Origin of the sequence: Xenorhabdus siamensis (genome assembly GCF_037996745.1) — a bacterium.
Classification (GTDB): Bacteria; Pseudomonadota; Gammaproteobacteria; order Enterobacterales; family Enterobacteriaceae; genus Xenorhabdus; species Xenorhabdus indica.
Genome location: NZ_JBBMXE010000005.1, coordinates 405347 through 424462 on the forward strand (window position 1 = coordinate 405347; position 19116 = coordinate 424462).

The window sequence follows — 19116 nt, forward strand, 5'->3', positions numbered from 1 at the left end:
TGCTGCATGTGATGGAATGATTTTAGGTAATTCATAAATACTGAATTATCGTATTGATCACATAATATAGCTTTCATATTTCAGACTGTGTTTTTATTTTCTTAAATATCTAATCTATTGATTCTAAGAACCATGCGTTAACTATTGATTATCAGTCGATAATTATTCCAAGTTGCATAATTAAGAAATCTTTCTAATATATTAAAGGGGAAGTAATCTTACTCCAGTGGTGTTGGTATCAAAATAAGATTACTGATAATAAAATCTATCGGGGTGCTTATATATGCCATCATATATTGGTAAATTCATTGGTTTCTTCACTATTCTTTATACGTTGCTTATCCCTTCTACAATCATGAACGCCTTTGCTGAAAGTAACGTAACACGTGAACAAACTGATGTATCCAAGATAGATAATGTAGGTATTTCAGTAAAAGAAGTAAGTAAAAAACTTTTGACTTCCAATACCAATAAAAAGGATGATATACAAAACGCAGATAATATTTCAGAACATGAGCTACCTGATTTTATTACAAGAAATATTCAGACAGTCGGTAATATACTGTCATCATCTTCTTCACAATTGGCAGAACAAGCCAAATCTTACGCTTTGGGAAGAATCAACAGTACTGTTACCTCTGAAGTACAAAAATGGTTATCCCAATTCGGTACAGCGAAAATTAACTTTGGCCTTGATAAAAAAGGCAAACTAGAAAATAACTCATTAGACCTGTTATTACCCCTTTACGATAATAAAGCTGATTGGTTGCTCTTTTCTCAATTAGGTTATCGTAATAAAGATAGCCGGAATACAATTAACCTTGGTTTGGGGGGGCGTTTTTTTTATCAAAACTGGATGTATGGCCTGAATACATTTTATGACTATGATCTGACGGGTAAAAACAGGCGCTTAGGATTAGGAGGCGAAATTTGGGGGGACTATATTAAACTTTCTGCTAACGCTTATCGTCGTTTAAGTGACTGGCAAATTTCGCGGTATTTCGAAGAGCACCAGGAACGCCCGGCCAATGGCTATGATATTAATGGAGAATTCTTCCTGCCTGCTTACCCTAATCTGGGGGGCAAATTGTCCTATGAGCAATATTTTGGCGACAACGTGACTTTATTCAACCGGAAGACTAAACAGAAAAACCCCAAATTGGTTAAATTGGGTGTGACTTATACGCCTATTCCATTGATAACAATGGGTGTGGACTATAAACAGGGAGAAAGCGGCCGTACTGAAACGCAATTTCTGGCGAATTTAAACTACAGATTGGGGGTTCCTTTGAGTACGCAGTTATCACCGGATAATGTGGCTTCTATGCGTACATTAGCAGGCAGCCGTTATGATTTGGTGGAAAGGAATAATAATATCGTGCTTGATCATCGGAAAATCCCAATTGCTGAGTTTTTTGTACCAATTCAGGGTTACAAGATTAAAGATAATATTCTGATAGTCATCCCAAAAGGAAATACTAAAGATGGAAGTTTAACTGCTGATGGTACAAGTAAATATATCTATAAAGCTATTATATTAGATAGCAATGATAAGGTTGTGAAAAATAGAATAATCCCTAATGTGAAATGGAGTAAAGATAAGGTTGTAGAGGGGCTTACTTTAAATGTACCAAAAGGAGATATACAAACGAATAGCGAAGGGGAATTAACCGCAGAGTTAACCATGACTGGTGGTAAGGGAGAAAAGGATATTGTTGTATCTCTTTCTATTGAAGGGAATACACCAATACAGGCTCATCCGGTATCTTTTGATAAGGCAAATGTTTTTCTAAAACCTCTTCCAGAAGGCACTATGAAAATTAATAAATCTTATAAGCTGACTGTAGTCGCTAAAGATGATGATGACCAACCGGAGATTAACAAGAAGGTTACTTTTACCTCTGTACCGGAAGGGATCGAATTTAAACCAACGAGCACTAAGATTGATGATAATGGTGAAGCAACTACAGAATTTACCAGTACAAACGCTCGACAGTATAAGATAATAGTCACTGTCGATGATTTATTAACATTAAAACATCCTGTAGAATTCGCGGCACCAGTGGAATTTGAGATTGCAAGTGTTGAAGTTGTTGGCACTATTGATGAAAACGGAGTTTTCCATCAAGGCTATGATTCCTCTAAACCATTAGTTGCTGATGGGAAGAGTGCATATAAATATAGGGCGAAGATTGTGAATAAACACGATCAAACATCTGTTATTCCGAATCAGACATTTTTTGATGTGAAATGGAGTCGGGATCATGAACAGATTAAAGTTGATCTGGGGCAACCTGAAAAAGATCCAAAAAATGAAAATACAACAGATGCAGAAGGATATTTATATGCAACATTAAAAAGCCATAATGCAGGGGTGAAAGATATAAAAGTAACATTACAAATGTCTGAGCCAGACGATCAGAAAGAATCCAAATTTGCAGATGATTTAGTTAGCTTTAAACCGAAAGATCAGGATGCGGTTTTGTTTGTTTATAATAAATTTAATCAACAAAAACAACGGTACTTTACTGAAACAGGCCATCCGTATACGGTTTTTAACTCCCTGATTGGCAGGCTTGGAAAAGATTCATCAGGCGCTTTTGGTAATGAAGCTAATTATAGCATAGAACTGGATGATAATAATGTATTTAGTAACATAGTTATGGTGGATAAAAATAGTAACGTTATAATTTTTCCTGGGCCAGCAGGTAATGCAACGATAAAAGCAGAAATAACAGAAAAAGATGGAAGGACTTATTTATATCATTACACTGTGAATATGGTTAGACAAATTGTATACCCCTATTTTACCGGTAAAAATCCAGAGCTGCGAGGCTATCATAGAGCGACGGATGGAGTAACATGCAACGATCTGAACCGTGACGGCAATATGGGATTTGATTCTTTTATATCTGTTTCTGAACAGGATTTTATGAAGTCGTCTGAAAAGCATGCGATAAATACTGAGTTTGACAACCTTTATGACTGGGGATTATTTAATGATAATCCTAGTGATGTTGACGTAGACAAACTTAAATATAAATTGTTAGCCGCCTACAATAGTAAAGTTTATGTAATATTTGATCCTCATACAGAGAAATCAAGTACTGAATCTGATGATGAAGGATTATTAATTTGTACTATTGACACAAAAAAGGATCGTGGTTCCAAATAACCGAGTGAAATTTTCAATAGTAATTAGTTAATACAGTTAACCAATTTCTATTGGGAAATATTACAAGCTAATAGTGATAACTAATTGTTATCAGGTGATAAAAAAAATTCATTATATTTTTAATCTTAATTTCTTTAAGTTAAATCCCGTTAGGTAATGAATATAAAGAAACTCGAATAAATGAGTTTCCAAAAGATACTGTAATTGTTTTCTTTCATATAAATATAATGAGGTTACAAAATTATGTCAGAAACAAAAGATGTATTAACAACAACGATTTCAAAACAGGCAGACCTTATCGTAGGACAGCGTTTTCTTTTAACTGTTACTTTAATATCTAAAAAAGTAATTAATGTCGCGGATGTAAATATTACATTTACAGAAGTAACATCCAATATTATTGCTCCACACGGAGAAGTTGTATTAAATCGTCAAAACTCTGATGGCACTGTGGTTACATGTGATGTATTGTTGACTGTTAATAAAAATGCACAGGAAAAAGAGCCAATAAAATTTACCATTAAAGCGAATGGTTCTACTGCCGATCCATTCGTTTTTAACGGGATAACCAGAACAATAAATCCAGATACATTACCCCTTATATTTGATAAAGAATTTTTAGATATAAAGAACGTAGTAAATGGTTCTATAAATAGTGATTTAAAATCTATGGCGACTACCACTTTGCTGGATATGAATGGAGATCCTCTAAAAAATGTTCCTATTTTGATACGATCAGAAAAACTAAAACACCTAACTTCCTGTAAATTTAAGGATCACACAGAAAAAGAAATTTCAGTAAAGTATATTGGCGCTTTCAGTTATCCTGTAATAACTATAAATTCTGATGAAAAAGGGAATATAAAGTTTTATATTTATCCAATACAAGCTCATTCAATGATTCTTTATTTGGAAACTTGGATTTTGAATGTTGTACGTCCAGTGGATGCTATTTCTCCTCTTTTTCTTGTTAACACTGAAATCCCTGACGATCTAGATGCTATGCCAGAACCAAATATATTGGGTACAACTTCTAATTTAACTTCTTATTCTGGTACTCCAAATTTTTATGTGGGAATATACGATTACCCAAATGCAGCGCAAGGTGACTATATACTCTTTCTGACTAAAGAACAAGATAAGGAACGTAAATATAGTGGTCATTATGTTATTGTAGGTGATCCGGGCAAAGAGCTGGGGCAGGATAAATATACTTATCAAGTGCCCTATGGTATTTTTAAGATAGGTGTTACTTACGAATTTAATTGTGTAGTTATTTTAGGGAGAAATGGTAGTTCTATAACTTCTCTGCCAGAATATGTGACTTATATGGGAGGCGCGAAATATTCTCCTTCTCCAGATATAGAAAGGAAATATGACGCCTGTAAGGTATATACGAGCCTTGGCGTTAAAGGTGATGAGATATTCCCTGGTGAAACTATTGGTTATGATAACATAAAAAAATATTTAGATAATCCCAAAGGAAGTACAGGGTTATTTATTGAAGTTGTAGGAGATAAAAATTCAAAAACAAAAGTACCTTTGGGTGCAAAAGTGACATTAAATATGTATATTCAGGCATCAAACCGTAATATACAAGTGCCTTATAAAATGGGCACCATGCCACATGATATTAATTCGGAAACTAATAGATATTCTTTATTTTTTAATATTAAACTCGAAGATCTTGTTAATATATTACCATATGATAATGGTGGAGCGGGTACTATTTGGTTTGATTATGAATTTAGTGTAGCCAGGAGTAAATATTATGGTAAGGTTTGGGAAGGAGGAATAGATACACGTACAGGAATACCAGAAAATGATAATAATTAGTTTCTATTGGATGGCATAATTTTTTTAGATTTATTATGAAACATGCTGTTATGAATTTGATATTATGCCACATTAACCTGATCCATAAAGTAGGCGATATTCATTATTTTTTAATATTAAATCCGATGATCTTATCAATATATTACTATATGATAATGATTATCGGTTTTATAGGAATCTAATTCTGCTATTTATTTGTCGACTAATTTAAAAGTAAAAAGTCAATATCAGTATATTTTCTTATCACCATTAAAATTAATTGTTCCTTTTGTATTGTATAATTTTAATGGCAATAATTTATTATTGCAATATGTGATAATGAGGTCAAATTTGTAATTTATTAAATCCCCACCAATATAGTGTTAATAATGATTTTTTAGTATGATTTATTTTTATTAACGCATAATATTATTATGAAAATAGAGGTTTCTTATATGAATATCAATGAAATAAATTTTGATTCATTACAGTTGGATATGGACTTTCCATTTTTTGCTATTCCTAATCTACCTGATCATGGTGTAGGTGATAAAAGAATAAAAGTTACTGCAAATATTATAGATATATATGGTAACGCCCTACCTAATATCTCTATATTTGTATCAGGTTCTATTCCTGAAAATCTTAAAAAAGTAAAAATCTACAATTCAGAATCAAATCAAGAAATTCCCATTATATGCCAAGGTAGTAGTAGAGAAGGATTTACTATAAAAACTAATGGAAATGGAAAGGTTGAATTTTTTATTCAACCACTTCAGGCTCATTCTGTTGTTCTTGATTTATATTCTAATATAATTGGGTCAACAAAACAGGTTCCTGCTAAGCATACAATTTTTATTGTTAATAAGTCACCGGATAATATGAAGATTAAATTTGTAATGCCGCAAATAATAAATTTCTTTGGAGAGTATTTAAAATCTAATGGGAACAGTAAATTTAAGGTTGAAATACCAGGATATTCAGGAGCGACACCGGGAGATTATATTTTATTTTTTGTAAATGGAGAATATACAAAGTATTTTGTTAGAAGGGAGCAGGAAGGTGATTCGAGTATTTTTTATCATTTGCCATATGATATCTTCACAAAAGATATTTATTCAGATTTCTTCTATGTTATTATCAGAGATTCTGGAGATATACTGGCGGATAAGTCCAACTCATTGCCTTTAATTTATAAAGGAGGTGTTAAATATAAACCAGAACAGAACCCGGCATCAGGCAGAAACTATGCTACTTGTGTTGTATATGACAGCTTTGGTGTTGCAAAATATCATGTTATACAAAATCACGATTTAATTAATTATTCTTCAATACAAAAATACCCAAATGATCAAAGGGGAGGATTAAATGTTAAAATATTAGGTACTACAGAACATGATAAAGAGACAGATAAAGTACCATTGGATATTTTTGTCACTTTAAATATGTATCTTAACTCAATAAATAAAAGCTATATTAAAAGCTATTCTGGTAGAGTAGAGATACAATCTGATAATAAAGTAGCGGCTATTATTCATATTCCATTTGTGGATGTTGTTGATGTTAAAACATATCCAGATAATAGATTAGGTCGTATTTATTTTGACTATACATTTTTTTATGCTGGTAATCAGCAATATGGTAATGTTTGGGAAGCTGATATTGAGACTGATATTGGTTAATGACAATTAACTGAAAAAAATATATTTCTCTGATTATTGTGTTTTTAATAAAATAATTGTTTTTATTTATTAATTCCGTAATATTATAAATGACGTAAGGTAAAAAAATGATTATTTCTCTTTCTGAGAGAGTAAGACTTCAATCATTAAGATTGAATATTGATACTCCTTTTTTAGCAGTTCCACCGTCATATGCTCCTGATTCAGATAAAATATTTACTAAAGTAACAACAACGGTTAGGGATATATATGGTCATCCTTTAATAGGAACTAGAATACTCGTTACCGATGATTCAGGTTCTAATTTGAAAAATGTAAAAATATTTTCATCTAATCACCAGGATGAAATTACAGTTGAGTCAGTAAATAATCAAGAAGGTTTCTATGTTGAGACAGATGATAATGGAGATATTTTATTTTTCATACAGCCTGTTAGATCACAAGGGCTAATAATGCAGTTGTATGCCCAAATACCTGGAAATGAAAAAACTATTTCTGCGGCAGATAATAAGATCTATATTGTTAATAATACATTAGAAAATCTTTCGGATAAAATGCTTCCACCAGACATAATAAATTTTTCAGGAGGGTATTTAAAATCATATGAGAATAGTACATTCAAAGTTAAAATTAAAGAAATAGGAAATATTATAAATAACGGTTTTATACTGTTTTTCGTTAATGATGAATATACTAAAAAATTTATTGAATTTTCAGACGTGAGTGATTTGGAAAATCCGTTTGATTTACCTTGTTCTATTTTTGAAAATAAAGTTTTATCATATTTTTCTTACATTGTTATCAGCGAAACTGGAGATATATATCCATATAAATCAAGGCCATTAACTTTAACTTATATGAGAGAGCCAAATAAGCCTTGGTCTGATGTTAATAGGGTATATGAACCTTGTGTGGTTTATAGTAGTGCTGGTGTTTTTCCTGAAAATATTTTAAAACAATATTCCATTATCAATGATAATAAAATTTCTACTATTAATAGTGTAGATGCGGGGTTATATGTTGAAATCACAGGAACAAGTGATCCTAATGATACATCAAAAGTTGCATGTGGTTCTAAAGTAACATTGAATTTATACATTATTGACGGTACAGGAAATTTTAACTGGAGTAATTCTGCTACGATGCCATATTCACAGGAGGAAATTAGCGAGTCTTTGGTATTTGATATACCTCGTGAGATTTTAGAAAACAAAATAGGATTTTCTAACAATCTTGGTAAACTATATTTTGATTATCAAGTTGGAACAGATCTTGATCCTGATGTTTCTTATAGCAATACTTGGTTTTCTCATATTGTTACTTATGAAAATGAATAAGTGTATTATTTTATTAGATAATAATAATCTATAGGCTTTGAGGATTTTTTATTTTATTAATAATGTATATATGAACAATGATGAGGTGATGCTATGTATGATAGTAATTTACTTCCTGCACCGATAATTAACGGATATGACGGGCATTATTTATATAATGGAAATAATAGTTATTTTTGTGTAATCATTCCAGCTTATGAATATGCTCATGATACGGATACTATATGTTTTTATGTAAACGGTCATAGTACTGGAGATTGCTTTGTTCTTGGTGATGTAACTCTTTTAGACACTCGTTGCACTAAAAGATTAAGTTTTACTATTTTTGAGATTGGAAATACGTGTGAATTTAGTTATAGTGTTACACGTAATGATGGTTCAACGCAAAATTCAGAATCACTATCGGTATTTTATAGTGGCCAAACGGGACCATATCAAAACGCTGAATATGACCCTTGCCTTGTATATTCCAGTTTTGGAATTGACCATGCAAATATAATACACCAACATGACAATGATGATTGTAGTAATGTAAATGTCAATAATGTTGTTAATTGTTACGCCCTTTCCAATTATCAAAATACCCAAGATGGGCAGACCGGATTGTATGTTGTAATACAGGGAAGTAATGATACTCCGGGTGGTGTACGGATGGGGAGTGCGGTCTCATTGAATGCATCTGTGGACTTTTGCCTGAGGTTAGATACAACGCTTGGCCCAAAAATTATGGAGCCGTATCCTCATGATCCTAATATTGGGCGGGTTGTTTTCTGTCTTGATTATCGTGAGCTCGAAGGGTTCTGTCGTAATTGGTATTGTAAGACGAGTGATGGTCAGTCGTTTGGATATAGTAAGCTGACATTTACGTATTCTACAGAAGATGGGCGTACCTCTTCACCCTGGAGCGGAAGAATATTTACTTGCGGACCAGGATACACAAGTCCACCTTTTGAATCTGGTAAGCCTGAGTGCCCTGATATTACTTTTGGCCCTAATCATGGCCACATTAATTGTCCTCGTTGTTTTTAAAGGGATGTTTAAAAATACATAACTTTATGTTTACTTTAATGGTATGAATTTAATCATAAAGTTGATAATAAATTAAATTCACTGTGATCGAGAGTAGTTCAATTACATGTAATAGTATGATTTTTTATACGAAATTGGCACTTATAAAAATGGGTGCCAATCCAATTGCACTTCAATGGTTTTAAAGCTGCTTAGCTAATATTTCATTAAGTGATTATCTTAATGTTCAATCGATACCTCCCTTTATAAGAAAACTCCAGCATGTTTTACCTGTGCAATAATATATAAATACAGAATGTTCCTATACCCAAAAAATTAAAAACTTGAAATAAGGATAGGTATATTAAATAGGTAATATTACTCTAAAAATAAGTTGTCATAAAAGTTGTATTTTACTCGTATTTTGATAATTAAACCTTTTGTAATTTATTTTCTTCTGGTGGTTTATAAATTGTATTATGTAGATGGATGTATTTTAAAATTAACACGTGATAAGCGTTAAATATGAATTGATGATAAAGAATGTATGGGTTTTGTTATAAGAAAACATGAATAAACTATGGGTGTTGTCATTATACGAGTAAACTAGTTTGATATGCTTTTCTTAGTTTTTATTATTAATCTATTCACATGTGGTTTAATAGTATGATATTTTATTAAGATTGATTTTAATGTTCTGAAGTTATTTGTTGTTAAATGAAGAATTATCTTTTTCTGTATTGGTAGTTGCGTACTTCATCTTTTTCACAAATGTAATTATTAATTTATGTGATTAAAACACAATAGTAAATCTTTTGCTAATTGTATCCTTATTAACTAACACTTCACTGGTTAATATTTTGACCAGTAGTCTCGATAAAATCTTTGGCGAAACACTAAGTTAAAATGCTATCACCATGAATCTGTAATGTTTTGTCATTATTCACAACCATTGGGCGAAAGAACATGGATATACGCAATCTTGAAGCTTTCATCGTTTTGGCTGAGACCCTTAATTATCATAAGGCTTCAGAGAAACTTTATCTTTCTCAGCCTGCTTTGACGAAAAAAATACATGCTCTGGAAGGTATTCTGGGTGCTTCATTATTTAGAAGGGGGCCAAGTGGAACAAGATTAACAGATTTTGGGCAGAAGACGTTGGAAAATGCCAGGAAGTTTTTAACGCATTATGAACAGTTTAAAAGTCAGGTACAATCTGATTCAAAAAGGGAACTTGTCAGGTACCTATATATTGGGTCCTGTTTTTCCACTCATAACTATTCGCAAATAGAAAGGCAGCTTGCAGGGAAGAAAGGGAATGTTGTACTGGCTTTGATGACAGGATTGTCAGTTGAGCAGCAGGTGAGTTTGTTGAATGTGGGAATGCTTCATGTAGCTGTAGTGCCATTGGTGGCTGTGACACAGTTAAAGCCGAAAAAAACTTTTACTGAAAAATTGGTTTATATCTTTAGAAAAAGGAGTCAATTAATATCTAAATTTAGAACGGAAAACAGCAAGTCTAAGCATAAGAATTTTCTGATCAGTTCATCGGGAAAGAAAGAGGTGATTGACCTGAATGATTGTTTGAATGTCTTTCCTGTTTATACTGGTGATAATATGAATTTGTTATTAAAAACAAATGATATCATGTTAATTATGGAGATGATTACAAAGAACGGTACTTATGCCTGTGTACCTAAAAGGATGATTGCTGCAATTCCTGATTATTATATGAATTTGTTAGAAGTTATTGAAACTGATAAGAAAATAGATTTAGGTGTAGTATGGTGTAAGTCAATAGATGATGATTTGATTGACGATGCCGAAAGTTTTTCTGCATTGGTGGCTAATCTGTAAAATAATTTGATAAATGATCAGTGAATCATTCTATTGTTATTCTTAATATACTCTGTTGTGAAATCAGATTTAAATCATAAATGATAAGGCAATTTTCGTTAAGGAGTGTGGAATGTTTATTAGAATTACTGATGTCTTTAATGATAAAAACACTTTTTAATTAAATGATTTGTCATTTTTACGGTCAGTAAGATAATTCATTTTAAATGAATTCCTTTTCTTAGCTGAGCACATAATATGTTTGGGAACACATAGGAAGATTAGGGGTCTTGCTATATAAAGCATGATTACCGGGTGTTGAATTACAATACCTGGTAATCATTGCTTAACAATAATTGAATGGTAATAAACTTACTGATTGATGTTAAATATTTCTGTCATTTTTTCAAGTTGCTCTTGAATATTCAACCATTCCATTTCGATATCTTCCAGTCTGGATTTGGTCTTTACTTGTTGATGCAGGCAATCCGTTAATTCAGTTTTATGTTCACTTTCATATATTGTGTTATCTGAAAGTTTTTCTGCCAAACTTGCCAATTTTGTACTTAAATTCTCCATCTCTTTTTCAAGAACGGTGAGTTGCTTACGCAATGGTTGCGTCTGGCTACGGAATTCTGCTTCACGTCGTTTTTGATCTTTGCGTTCTTGCGCACTGTAATTTTGAACGTTATTTACAGAATCATCTGTACCGGGAGCTGTTTTTTCCTTTTCCTGACTTTCACGCAACTGTTGACGTTGTAACTCTGTCAGCCATTGTTGATAGTCTTCCAAATCACCTTTGAAAGGTTCTACTTTGCCATCATGGACTAAATAGAGTTCATCTGTCGTGGAACGCAATAAGTGCCTGTCGTGCGATACCACGACAAGAGCGCCATCAAAATCGATTAGGGCTTCGGTCAATGCTTGTCTCATATCGAGATCGAGGTGGTTGGTCGGTTCATCCAACAACAGAAGATTCGGTCGTTGCCAGACAATCAGCGCCAGCACCAATCGGGCTTTTTCTCCTCCTGAGAAACGGACAGTTGGATCGGTCACTTGGTCACCTTTGAAACCAAAACCACCAAGATAATCTCTTAACTGTTGTTCTGTTTCCTGAGGAGCAAGTCTGGCTAAATGTTGTAAAGGAGATTCATCTACACGAAGATATTCCAACTGATGTTGTGCAAAATATCCTAGCTTGATGCCCTTAGCTAAGGAAATCTCTCCTTGTTGTGGAATGAGTTCCCCTGCCAGTAATTTTATCAGGGTTGATTTACCCGCACCGTTACGACCCAACAAGCCAATGCGTGAACCCGGAACCAAATTTAATTTGATTGAGTTCAGTACCGTTTTATCTCCATATCCGGCACTGACTTTTTCCATAATTAATAGTGGATTTGGCAGACTGTCTGGCTGGCGGAAACTGAAACGGAATGGGTTATCAACATGAGCAGGTGCAATCAGCTCCATTCGCTCCAGCATTTTGATTCGGCTTTGAGCTTGTTTTGCCTTAGAAGCTTTAGCGCGAAAACGATCAATGTAGCTTTGCAAATGCGCTACTTTCTCTTGCTGGCTTTGGTATAAGGCTTGTTGTTGGGCGAGTTTGGCTACCCGTTGCCGTTCAAAAGAAGAGTAATTGCCCGTGTATTCAAATAAGCTCTGCTGTTCAATGTGCAGGACTTTATCAATGACTGGATCGAGGAAATCTCTGTCGTGCGATATCAGGATTAAAGTACCTGTATAGTTTTTCAGCCATTTTTCGAGCCAGATTACAGCATCCAGATCAAGGTGGTTGGTGGGTTCATCGAGCAACAATAGCTCAGAACGACAAATCAGTGCCTGAGCCAGATTAAGTCGCATACGCCAGCCACCGGAAAATGAACGGACAGGTTGCTCCAGTTGCGCCTGAGAGAAGCCCAGTCCATGCAGTAAACTGGATGCACGGGCACGGATTGTCCATGCTTGAATAGTGTCGAGCAAGCCGTGAAGGTGTGCAATGGCATGACCATCATTCTGTTCGTTGGCAATTTGCAGTTTCTGTTCCAGTTGACGGAATTCACGATCACCATCGATCACATATTCCAGAGCCGAAATTTCCAGAGCTGGTGTTTCCTGATTCACCCAAGCTAAAGCCCAATTGTTGGGAAATGTCACAGAGCCACTTTCAGCTTGTAGTTCCCCTTTCAGTAATGAGAGTAGGGTTGATTTACCACAACCATTTTTACCAACTAATCCCACTTTTTGGCCGGGATTGATGGTTGCGTTGGCATCATCCAGTAGAACGCGAATGCCACGACGGATTTGCAGAGAAGAAAAAACAATCATGATGTTGTCTGTATGGGATATGTTAAGTTAATAATGACATTATATGTATTCGTTTTGATAGCTTGGCGTGCATGGTAGCGGAAAATAGGCAGTCTGACACGTCCTGGGAAGGGACTGATGTTATTGTCATCTAACATGATATGAGCGAAGTGGAACTACTGCGTAAAACATTAATCAGGTTAGGGATTCATCCGCATTAGGCATGAACAGCAATGGGGGTAAGTATGTCAGGGAGTCGTAAACGTTTTATAGCAGGTGCTGTGTGCCCAAAGTGTCAGTCACAGGATACTTTGGCAATGTGGCAGGAAAACAGAGTTGATATTGTCGAGTGTGTTCACTGTGGACATCTGCAGCGACAAACTGATGAGACTGTAACGTCTCATGTCCGAGAGCAGGAACAAGTTATCGGTATTTTTACACCTCAATAACTCAATGTAATTACAATGGGTAACGGATAAATTTTTCCATCACTAGGTACAGTGAAGTAGAATTCCGGTACAATCAGCGGCATTTTTTTAGTCGTAACAATTTTTCCCACGTTTTTTCCTGGGTATCGTAGGAGATGTCATGAAAGTAGCAAAAGATTTGGTGGTCAGCTTGGCTTATCAAGTAAGAACAGAAGATGGTGTTTTAGTTGATGAGTCTCCGGTGAGCGCACCGTTAGACTATCTCCATGGCCGCGGTTCCCTGATTAGCGGTTTGGAAAAAGCGCTGGAAGGTCGTGAGGCGGGTGAACGTTTTGATGTTAGCGTTGAAGCAAATGATGCGTATGGTCAGTATGATGAGAACTTAGTTCAGCGCGTATCAAAAGATGTTTTTGTTGGTGTAGAAGAGTTGCAGGTTGGTATGCGTTTCCTGGCGGATACCGATATGGGGCCTGTGCCTGTTGAAATTACCGCTTTAGAAGGTGATGAAGTTGTTGTTGATGGTAACCACATGCTGGCTGGTCAGAATCTGAAATTCAACGTTGAAATTATAGCGGTTCGTGAGGCAACAGAAGAAGAACTGGCTCATGGTCACGTACATGGTCAGGGTGGTTGCGGTGATCACGATCATGATCATGAAGGTCATAGCTGCTGTGGCGGTGGTTGCCATTGATTAGCGGGTGAGCTGAAAAAGGGAAGCTGGCAGGCTTCTCTTTTTGTCGGTCTTTTTGCCTTCCCTGGCAGACGTTTCCCCGATTGGATAGCCGGCATTGGCTTCAGTGGATCTGTTTTCAGTAGTGGGGTGGGGGCGTTTCTTCTGAAAGTGGTGCAATAATTGATGACTGATGAGTTTTAAGTCGTTCGGCCATTAATTTTAGCTGTTCTTTTAGCTTATCTATTTCTACTTGCTGTTTTCTGACTTCTTGATTCAACGCTTCAATGGTAACTTCCTGATAGGCCAGTTTAGTTTCCAGTTGCTCAAATCTTTGCTCAAGGCTGGATAATACCATGACTTTTCCCCCTGTCTTTGATCATGTCATTACGCGACGGTCATTACGCGACGGAATGATTATTGTATTTAAATCGATACTATAATACCTGAAGCCTCATGCCCAAAGCCTAATAGCCAAACCTTAATGTCTAACTCTTTTGATGAAGGGGAAAAGTAAAATGGAGAGAAAGTGGAGAGCAGGAAAGCTTTTTGTTCAATCAGTTACTTGAAGGTTGTTTCAATATTTTTCAGGGCGGCGTATAGCAAATATTGTTATTGGTTTTCGTAGGCAGTTATAGTACATGTGGTTGCATGATTTTTGCTGACGGCAAATTCAGTCAAATTTATTGGAGAATAAGATGAAATCATTGTTAAAAACAACCTTACTGGTAACTACACTGGCAATGGCCTTCAGTGCACCGTATACAATGGCTGCAGAAACAAAAACCAGTGATGAAGTGAAACTGAATAAGGCTTTTAAGACAGTAGAACAGCAGGATTCTTATGCATTGGGAGCTTCCATAGGTCATTATATGGAAAAATCTTTGGACGAACAGAAAGCGCTAGGTATTAATATTGACAAGTCTCAGCTTTTGGTTGGTTTTGAAGATGCCGTCAATAACAAAAGTAAACTGAATGACACAGAAATTCAGCAAGTCCTCAGTGAGTTTGATGCAAAAATCAGAACGTCTTTACAGGCTAAGCTGGAGAAAGAAGCCAGTGAAAATAGTGAAAAAGGGGATAAGTTCCGGGAGCAGTTTGCTAAGGAAGCGGGAGTTGTAAAAACGAAATCCGGTCTTCTGTATAAAATTGAGCGGGAAGGAAGTGGTAAAACGCCTGCAACAAGCGATACCGTAGTTGTGAATTACAAAGGTAGTTTGATTGATGGAAAAGTGTTTGATAGCTCCTATGAACGCAAAGAGCCTCTGTCGATTCCTCTGGATAAAGTGATTCAGGGCTGGAAAGAAGGTCTTCAGCATCTGAAAAAAGGTGGAAAAATGCAATTAGTCATCCCACCTGAGTTGGCTTATGGCAAAAATGGCGTGCAAGAAATTCCGGCTAACTCAACTTTAGTCTTTGAAATTGAATTGTTGGATATTAAACCTAACGCGAAAACAAAATAATTTTCATCGTAATTAATACATGATTTTATAACAGGGGCTATCAGGTCCCTGTTTTGTTATACCAATATTTACTTCGATTTAGTAAGTAATAAACGTAAATATAGAGAATGAATTTTGCCAATTATTATTTTACACAATATTAAATAGAATAATTTTCTCATATATCAGGTACAATTGAACATAAACGCTGTGATAACCTCTGGCAGTCTATTCAGCAAGGTCTTGACGGCAATTTAATGTAGTTTTAACGTCATTATTCTGGATAGAATACAGCGTTTTTGGAATGTTTTCTGTTAAATTGCGGTTATAATAAATCTCACTCTGATGCTTTTGGTGAGGTGAAGTCTAAGCTTGAAGGATGGTGTATTACATGTCTACCCCACTATTGTCCGGTGATAAAATATCTGGTGATAACAGCGATATTGATTTACTGGAAAACCAACCGTTCAGTGAAACGGATCATGAAATTTTAAAGTCTTATGAAGCTGCTGTTGATGGCCTAGCTATGCTGATTGGTGGGCATTGTGAAATTGTTCTTCATTCACTGGAAGACCTTAAATGTTCAGCTGTCAGAATAGCTAATGGCGAACATACGGGCCGTAAAATTGGTTCTCCCATCACTGATCTGGCATTACGGATGCTGCACGATATGACGGATGAAGATGCCAGTGTCTCCAGAGCCTATTTCACACGGGCGAAAAGTGGCGCATTGATGAAATCTGTTACGATTGCGATTCGTAATCGTCAGCGTCGAGTGATCGGGCTTTTGTGTATTAATATGAATCTGGATGTTCCTTTCTCTGAAATTATTCAGACTTTTATTCCGGAAAAAACTCACGAAGTCTCTTCAAACGTCAATTTTGCTTCTTCCGTGGACGATCTGGTTGCACAGACTCTGGAATATACTATTGAAGAGGTCAATGCTGATCGCAATGTTTCTAATAATGCGAAAAACAGGCAGGTTGTCCTGAATCTTTATGAGAAAGGTATTTTTGATATTAAAGATGCTATTAATCAGGTTGCTGATCGCCTGAATATCTCCAAACATACGGTATATCTTTATATTCGCCAGTTTAAAAGTGGTGAATGTACAAGTCCGGAGAAGTAATGTCGCCATTGTCTTATTGTCTTCTGGTGACCGGGCCAGCATATGGAACTCAGCAAGCCAGTAGTGCCTATCAATTTGCTCAGGCGCTTATTGCTTCTGGCCATAAACTGCATAGCATATTTTTTTATCGTGACGGCGTTCAGAATGGTAATCGGCTGCTAGCGCCTGCTAATGATGAATTTGATCTCGTCAGAGCTTGGCAGTCATTGGCTGCTCAGCACCAGTTTAATTTATCCATTTGTGTTGCGGCAGCGTTGCGACGCGGTGTTGTAGATGAACAACAGGCAAATGAACTGAATCTGGATGCTGCGAATTTGGCCAATGGGTTTGAACTCAGTGGACTTGGCTCTTTGGCTGAGGCCATGATGCTATGTGATCGCATGGTACAGTTTTAGGGGTATAGGCAAAAGGATATTGAGGGTAATAATGAAAAAAATCGCCTTCGTTTTTACTGAAGCTCCCCACGGGTCTTCTGCTGGCAGAGAAGGGCTGGATGCTCTACTTGCAACATCAGCATTGACGGAGCAGATTGGTGTATTCTTTATTTCTGATGGAGTATTCCAGCTACTGTCCAATCAGCAACCGGATAAAATTCTGTCACGTGACTACATTTCAGCATTTAAGATTTTATCTCTGTATGATATTGATAAATATTATATTTGCCTTGAGGATCTGATGGTTAGAGGAGTTAGCCCGGAAAGTGATTTTATTTTGGAGGCCGAGTTTCTCTCCGCTGTGACCGTTCGGCAAATGTTAGCAGGCTATGATGTTGTGTTGAAATTTTAATCTATTTTGGAGAGATAACATGTTATATACTGTTAGACGCTCACCTTACCAGGATGACTTCAATGCAATACTTGGCTTGATCACTGATGTGGATGATGTCCTGCTGATTCAGAATGGGGTATTGCTCAGTGTGAATGGTAATCGCTATTTAGCTGAGTTGATCCGAACAGGAGCCGGTATCTATGCTTTGCAGGATGATTTGGATGCACGAGGACTTGTTAATCAAGTTTCAGATCGTGTACAGGTAGTAAATTACAACGGTTTTGTTAGCTTAACGGTGAAACATCAGCAAAGTTTCAGTTGGTAGATATTTCTGTATTTTGTCCGAAGATACTGCCTGTAGTATTCAGCCAGCAATAAATGACTTGCTAACTCTTTGACGACGCCGACCATAGAAAGGCTGTATATTTCTTGACACCTCGTCAAGTCAGCAATAAAATTCCGCGTCCTCTCGTTTTGTCATCATGACTGACAGAGGGTAAAATCCGTGTTTACGAAGCAAAAAACCAGGAGCTTTTTTAATAATGGCAACTATTAACCAGCTGGTTCGCAAATCTCGTAGCTCGAAAGTTGTGAAAAGCAACGTTCCTGCTCTGGAAGCTTGCCCGCAAAAACGTGGTGTATGTACTCGCGTATATACCACTACTCCAAAAAAACCAAACTCAGCACTGCGTAAAGTATGCCGTGTTCGTTTGACTAACGGTTTCGAAGTGACTTCCTATATTGGTGGTGAAGGCCACAACCTGCAGGAACACTCCGTAATCCTGATCCGTGGCGGTCGTGTTAAAGACTTGCCAGGTGTGCGTTACCACACTGTTCGCGGTGCACTGGACTGTTCCGGTGTTAAAGACCGTAAACAAGGTCGTTCTAAGTACGGTGTGAAGAAGCCGAAGGCTTAATGGTTCTCCGTTAAGTAAGGCCAAACATTTTTTACTTTAATGTCAGAATAAACTCGTAGAGTTTTGGACAACCCTGAAATTCGAAACGGAGTATTTCCATGCCACGTCGTCGTGTAATTGGTCAACGTAAAATTCTGCCAGATCCAAAGTTCGGATCTGAACTGCTGGCAAAATTTGTAAATATCCTTATGGTAGACGGTAAGAAGTCTGTCGCAGAAGCAATTGTATATGGTGCGCTTGAGACCCTGGCTCAGCGTTCTGGTAAAGATCATCTGGAAGCATTCGAGCTGGCACTGGATAATGTGCGCCCGACTGTGGAAGTTAAATCCCGTCGTGTAGGTGGTTCTACCTACCAGGTTCCAGTTGAAGTTCGTCCGGTCCGTCGTAATGCATTGGCAATGCGTTGGATCGTTGATGCTGCTCGTAAACGCGGTGATAAGTCGATGGCTCTGCGCCTGGCGAATGAATTATCTGATGCGGCTGAAAACAAAGGCGCTGCTGTTAAGAAACGTGAAGACGTTCACCGTATGGCAGAAGCTAACAAGGCGTTCGCACACTATCGTTGGTAATCCATTTTTTGATATACCATCGGCAGTGAATATGTT

The 19116-nt window shown here is 36.3% G+C and carries 17 protein-coding genes; 15 read left to right on the forward strand and 2 right to left on the reverse strand.

Annotated features, from left to right (window positions below):
* Positions 1-283: 283 nt before the first annotated feature.
* From AAC852_RS05725 to AAC852_RS05750, 6 genes are all read left to right on the forward strand, one after another.
* Complete coding sequence (locus AAC852_RS05725; RefSeq protein ID WP_340620186.1) at positions 284-3175, forward strand: inverse autotransporter beta domain-containing protein; 2892 nt, start codon at positions 284-286, stop codon at positions 3173-3175.
* A gap of 243 nt (positions 3176-3418) precedes the next feature.
* A complete protein-coding gene (locus tag AAC852_RS05730) occupies positions 3419-5011 on the forward strand; it encodes a hypothetical protein (protein ID WP_340620187.1) in 1593 nt (530 codons plus the stop codon).
* 434 nt (positions 5012-5445) lie between these two features.
* Positions 5446-6672 carry a hypothetical protein gene (locus AAC852_RS05735; RefSeq protein ID WP_340620188.1) on the forward strand — a complete coding sequence of 409 codons (1227 nt, stop codon included), beginning with the start codon at positions 5446-5448 and terminating at the stop codon, positions 6670-6672.
* A 107-nt stretch (positions 6673-6779) separates the two neighbouring features.
* Complete coding sequence (locus AAC852_RS05740) at positions 6780-8009, forward strand: hypothetical protein (RefSeq protein ID WP_340620189.1); 1230 nt, start codon at positions 6780-6782, stop codon at positions 8007-8009.
* A gap of 93 nt (positions 8010-8102) precedes the next feature.
* Positions 8103-9038 (forward strand): hypothetical protein, encoded by a 936-nt coding sequence (locus AAC852_RS05745; protein ID WP_340620190.1) that lies wholly within the window; start codon positions 8103-8105, stop codon positions 9036-9038.
* A 945-nt stretch (positions 9039-9983) separates the two neighbouring features.
* Positions 9984-10874 carry a LysR family transcriptional regulator gene (locus tag AAC852_RS05750; RefSeq protein ID WP_340620191.1) on the forward strand — a complete coding sequence of 297 codons (891 nt, stop codon included), beginning with the start codon at positions 9984-9986 and terminating at the stop codon, positions 10872-10874.
* Between the two features lie 351 nt (positions 10875-11225).
* Here AAC852_RS05750 and AAC852_RS05755 read toward each other — a convergent pair whose 3' ends face one another.
* Entirely contained in the window at positions 11226-13178 is a 1953-nt protein-coding gene (locus AAC852_RS05755; RefSeq protein WP_340620192.1) for an ABC transporter ATP-binding protein, read from the reverse strand.
* Between the two features lie 224 nt (positions 13179-13402).
* Here AAC852_RS05755 and AAC852_RS05760 point away from each other — a divergent pair, with 224 nt between their 5' ends.
* Both AAC852_RS05760 and slyD read left to right on the forward strand, forming a co-directional pair.
* Positions 13403-13606, forward strand: a complete 204-nt coding sequence (locus AAC852_RS05760) for a YheV family putative zinc ribbon protein (RefSeq protein WP_340620193.1) — start codon at positions 13403-13405, stop codon at positions 13604-13606.
* Positions 13607-13745: 139 nt separating this feature from the next.
* Positions 13746-14276: a peptidylprolyl isomerase gene (gene slyD, locus AAC852_RS05765; RefSeq protein WP_340620194.1), complete on the forward strand. Its 531-nt coding sequence runs from the start codon at positions 13746-13748 to the stop codon at positions 14274-14276.
* A gap of 118 nt (positions 14277-14394) precedes the next feature.
* On the opposite strand, the gene AAC852_RS05770 is transcribed toward slyD, so the two are convergent.
* On the reverse strand, positions 14395-14613 hold the full coding sequence (locus AAC852_RS05770; protein WP_323865361.1) for a SlyX family protein: 219 nt from the start codon (positions 14611-14613) through the stop codon (positions 14395-14397).
* A 340-nt stretch (positions 14614-14953) separates the two neighbouring features.
* Between AAC852_RS05770 and fkpA the strand changes: the two genes are divergently transcribed.
* The 7 genes from fkpA to rpsG all read left to right on the forward strand — a co-directional run bounded on the left by fkpA (position 14954) and on the right by rpsG (position 19080).
* Complete coding sequence (gene fkpA / locus AAC852_RS05775; RefSeq protein ID WP_340620195.1) at positions 14954-15718, forward strand: FKBP-type peptidyl-prolyl cis-trans isomerase; 765 nt, start codon at positions 14954-14956, stop codon at positions 15716-15718.
* A 370-nt stretch (positions 15719-16088) separates the two neighbouring features.
* Positions 16089-16826, forward strand: a complete 738-nt coding sequence (locus AAC852_RS05780; RefSeq protein ID WP_340620196.1) for a helix-turn-helix transcriptional regulator — start codon at positions 16089-16091, stop codon at positions 16824-16826.
* Positions 16826-17221: a sulfurtransferase complex subunit TusD gene (tusD, locus tag AAC852_RS05785; RefSeq protein WP_340620197.1), complete on the forward strand. Its 396-nt coding sequence runs from the start codon at positions 16826-16828 to the stop codon at positions 17219-17221. Before AAC852_RS05780 ends, tusD begins: the two co-directional genes overlap by 1 nt.
* Positions 17222-17252: 31 nt before the next feature.
* Entirely contained in the window at positions 17253-17612 is a 360-nt protein-coding gene (tusC, locus tag AAC852_RS05790) for a sulfurtransferase complex subunit TusC (RefSeq protein WP_340620198.1), read from the forward strand.
* A gap of 19 nt (positions 17613-17631) precedes the next feature.
* Positions 17632-17919, forward strand: a complete 288-nt coding sequence (tusB, locus tag AAC852_RS05795) for a sulfurtransferase complex subunit TusB (protein WP_340620199.1) — start codon at positions 17632-17634, stop codon at positions 17917-17919.
* Positions 17920-18136: 217 nt separating this feature from the next.
* The gene (gene rpsL, locus AAC852_RS05800; RefSeq protein WP_038269449.1) at positions 18137-18511 is read left to right on the forward strand and encodes a 30S ribosomal protein S12; all 375 of its coding nucleotides are present in this window, start codon (positions 18137-18139) and stop codon (positions 18509-18511) included.
* A 98-nt stretch (positions 18512-18609) separates the two neighbouring features.
* A complete protein-coding gene (gene rpsG, locus AAC852_RS05805) occupies positions 18610-19080 on the forward strand; it encodes a 30S ribosomal protein S7 (RefSeq protein WP_038269448.1) in 471 nt (156 codons plus the stop codon).
* The last annotated feature ends 36 nt before the right edge of the window (positions 19081-19116 follow it).

Bases quoted from the DNA above. Each gene is read 5' to 3' on its own strand.
- AAC852_RS05725 (WP_340620186.1), top strand. From the start codon at position 284: ATGCCATCATATATTGGTAAATTCATTGGTTTCTTCACTATTCTTTAT.
- AAC852_RS05730 (WP_340620187.1), top strand. From the start codon at position 3,419: ATGTCAGAAACAAAAGATGTATTAACAACAACGATTTCAAAACAGGCA.
- AAC852_RS05735 (WP_340620188.1), top strand. From the start codon at position 5,446: ATGAATATCAATGAAATAAATTTTGATTCATTACAGTTGGATATGGAC.
- AAC852_RS05740 (WP_340620189.1), top strand. From the start codon at position 6,780: ATGATTATTTCTCTTTCTGAGAGAGTAAGACTTCAATCATTAAGATTG.
- AAC852_RS05745 (WP_340620190.1), top strand. From the start codon at position 8,103: ATGTATGATAGTAATTTACTTCCTGCACCGATAATTAACGGATATGAC.
- AAC852_RS05750 (WP_340620191.1), top strand. From the start codon at position 9,984: ATGGATATACGCAATCTTGAAGCTTTCATCGTTTTGGCTGAGACCCTT.
- AAC852_RS05755 (WP_340620192.1), bottom strand. From the start codon at position 13,178: ATGATTGTTTTTTCTTCTCTGCAAATCCGTCGTGGCATTCGCGTTCTA.
- AAC852_RS05760 (WP_340620193.1), top strand. From the start codon at position 13,403: ATGTCAGGGAGTCGTAAACGTTTTATAGCAGGTGCTGTGTGCCCAAAG.
- slyD (WP_340620194.1), top strand. From the start codon at position 13,746: ATGAAAGTAGCAAAAGATTTGGTGGTCAGCTTGGCTTATCAAGTAAGA.
- AAC852_RS05770 (WP_323865361.1), bottom strand. From the start codon at position 14,613: ATGGTATTATCCAGCCTTGAGCAAAGATTTGAGCAACTGGAAACTAAA.
- fkpA (WP_340620195.1), top strand. From the start codon at position 14,954: ATGAAATCATTGTTAAAAACAACCTTACTGGTAACTACACTGGCAATG.
- AAC852_RS05780 (WP_340620196.1), top strand. From the start codon at position 16,089: ATGTCTACCCCACTATTGTCCGGTGATAAAATATCTGGTGATAACAGC.
- tusD (WP_340620197.1), top strand. From the start codon at position 16,826: ATGTCGCCATTGTCTTATTGTCTTCTGGTGACCGGGCCAGCATATGGA.
- tusC (WP_340620198.1), top strand. From the start codon at position 17,253: ATGAAAAAAATCGCCTTCGTTTTTACTGAAGCTCCCCACGGGTCTTCT.
- tusB (WP_340620199.1), top strand. From the start codon at position 17,632: ATGTTATATACTGTTAGACGCTCACCTTACCAGGATGACTTCAATGCA.
- rpsL (WP_038269449.1), top strand. From the start codon at position 18,137: ATGGCAACTATTAACCAGCTGGTTCGCAAATCTCGTAGCTCGAAAGTT.
- rpsG (WP_038269448.1), top strand. From the start codon at position 18,610: ATGCCACGTCGTCGTGTAATTGGTCAACGTAAAATTCTGCCAGATCCA.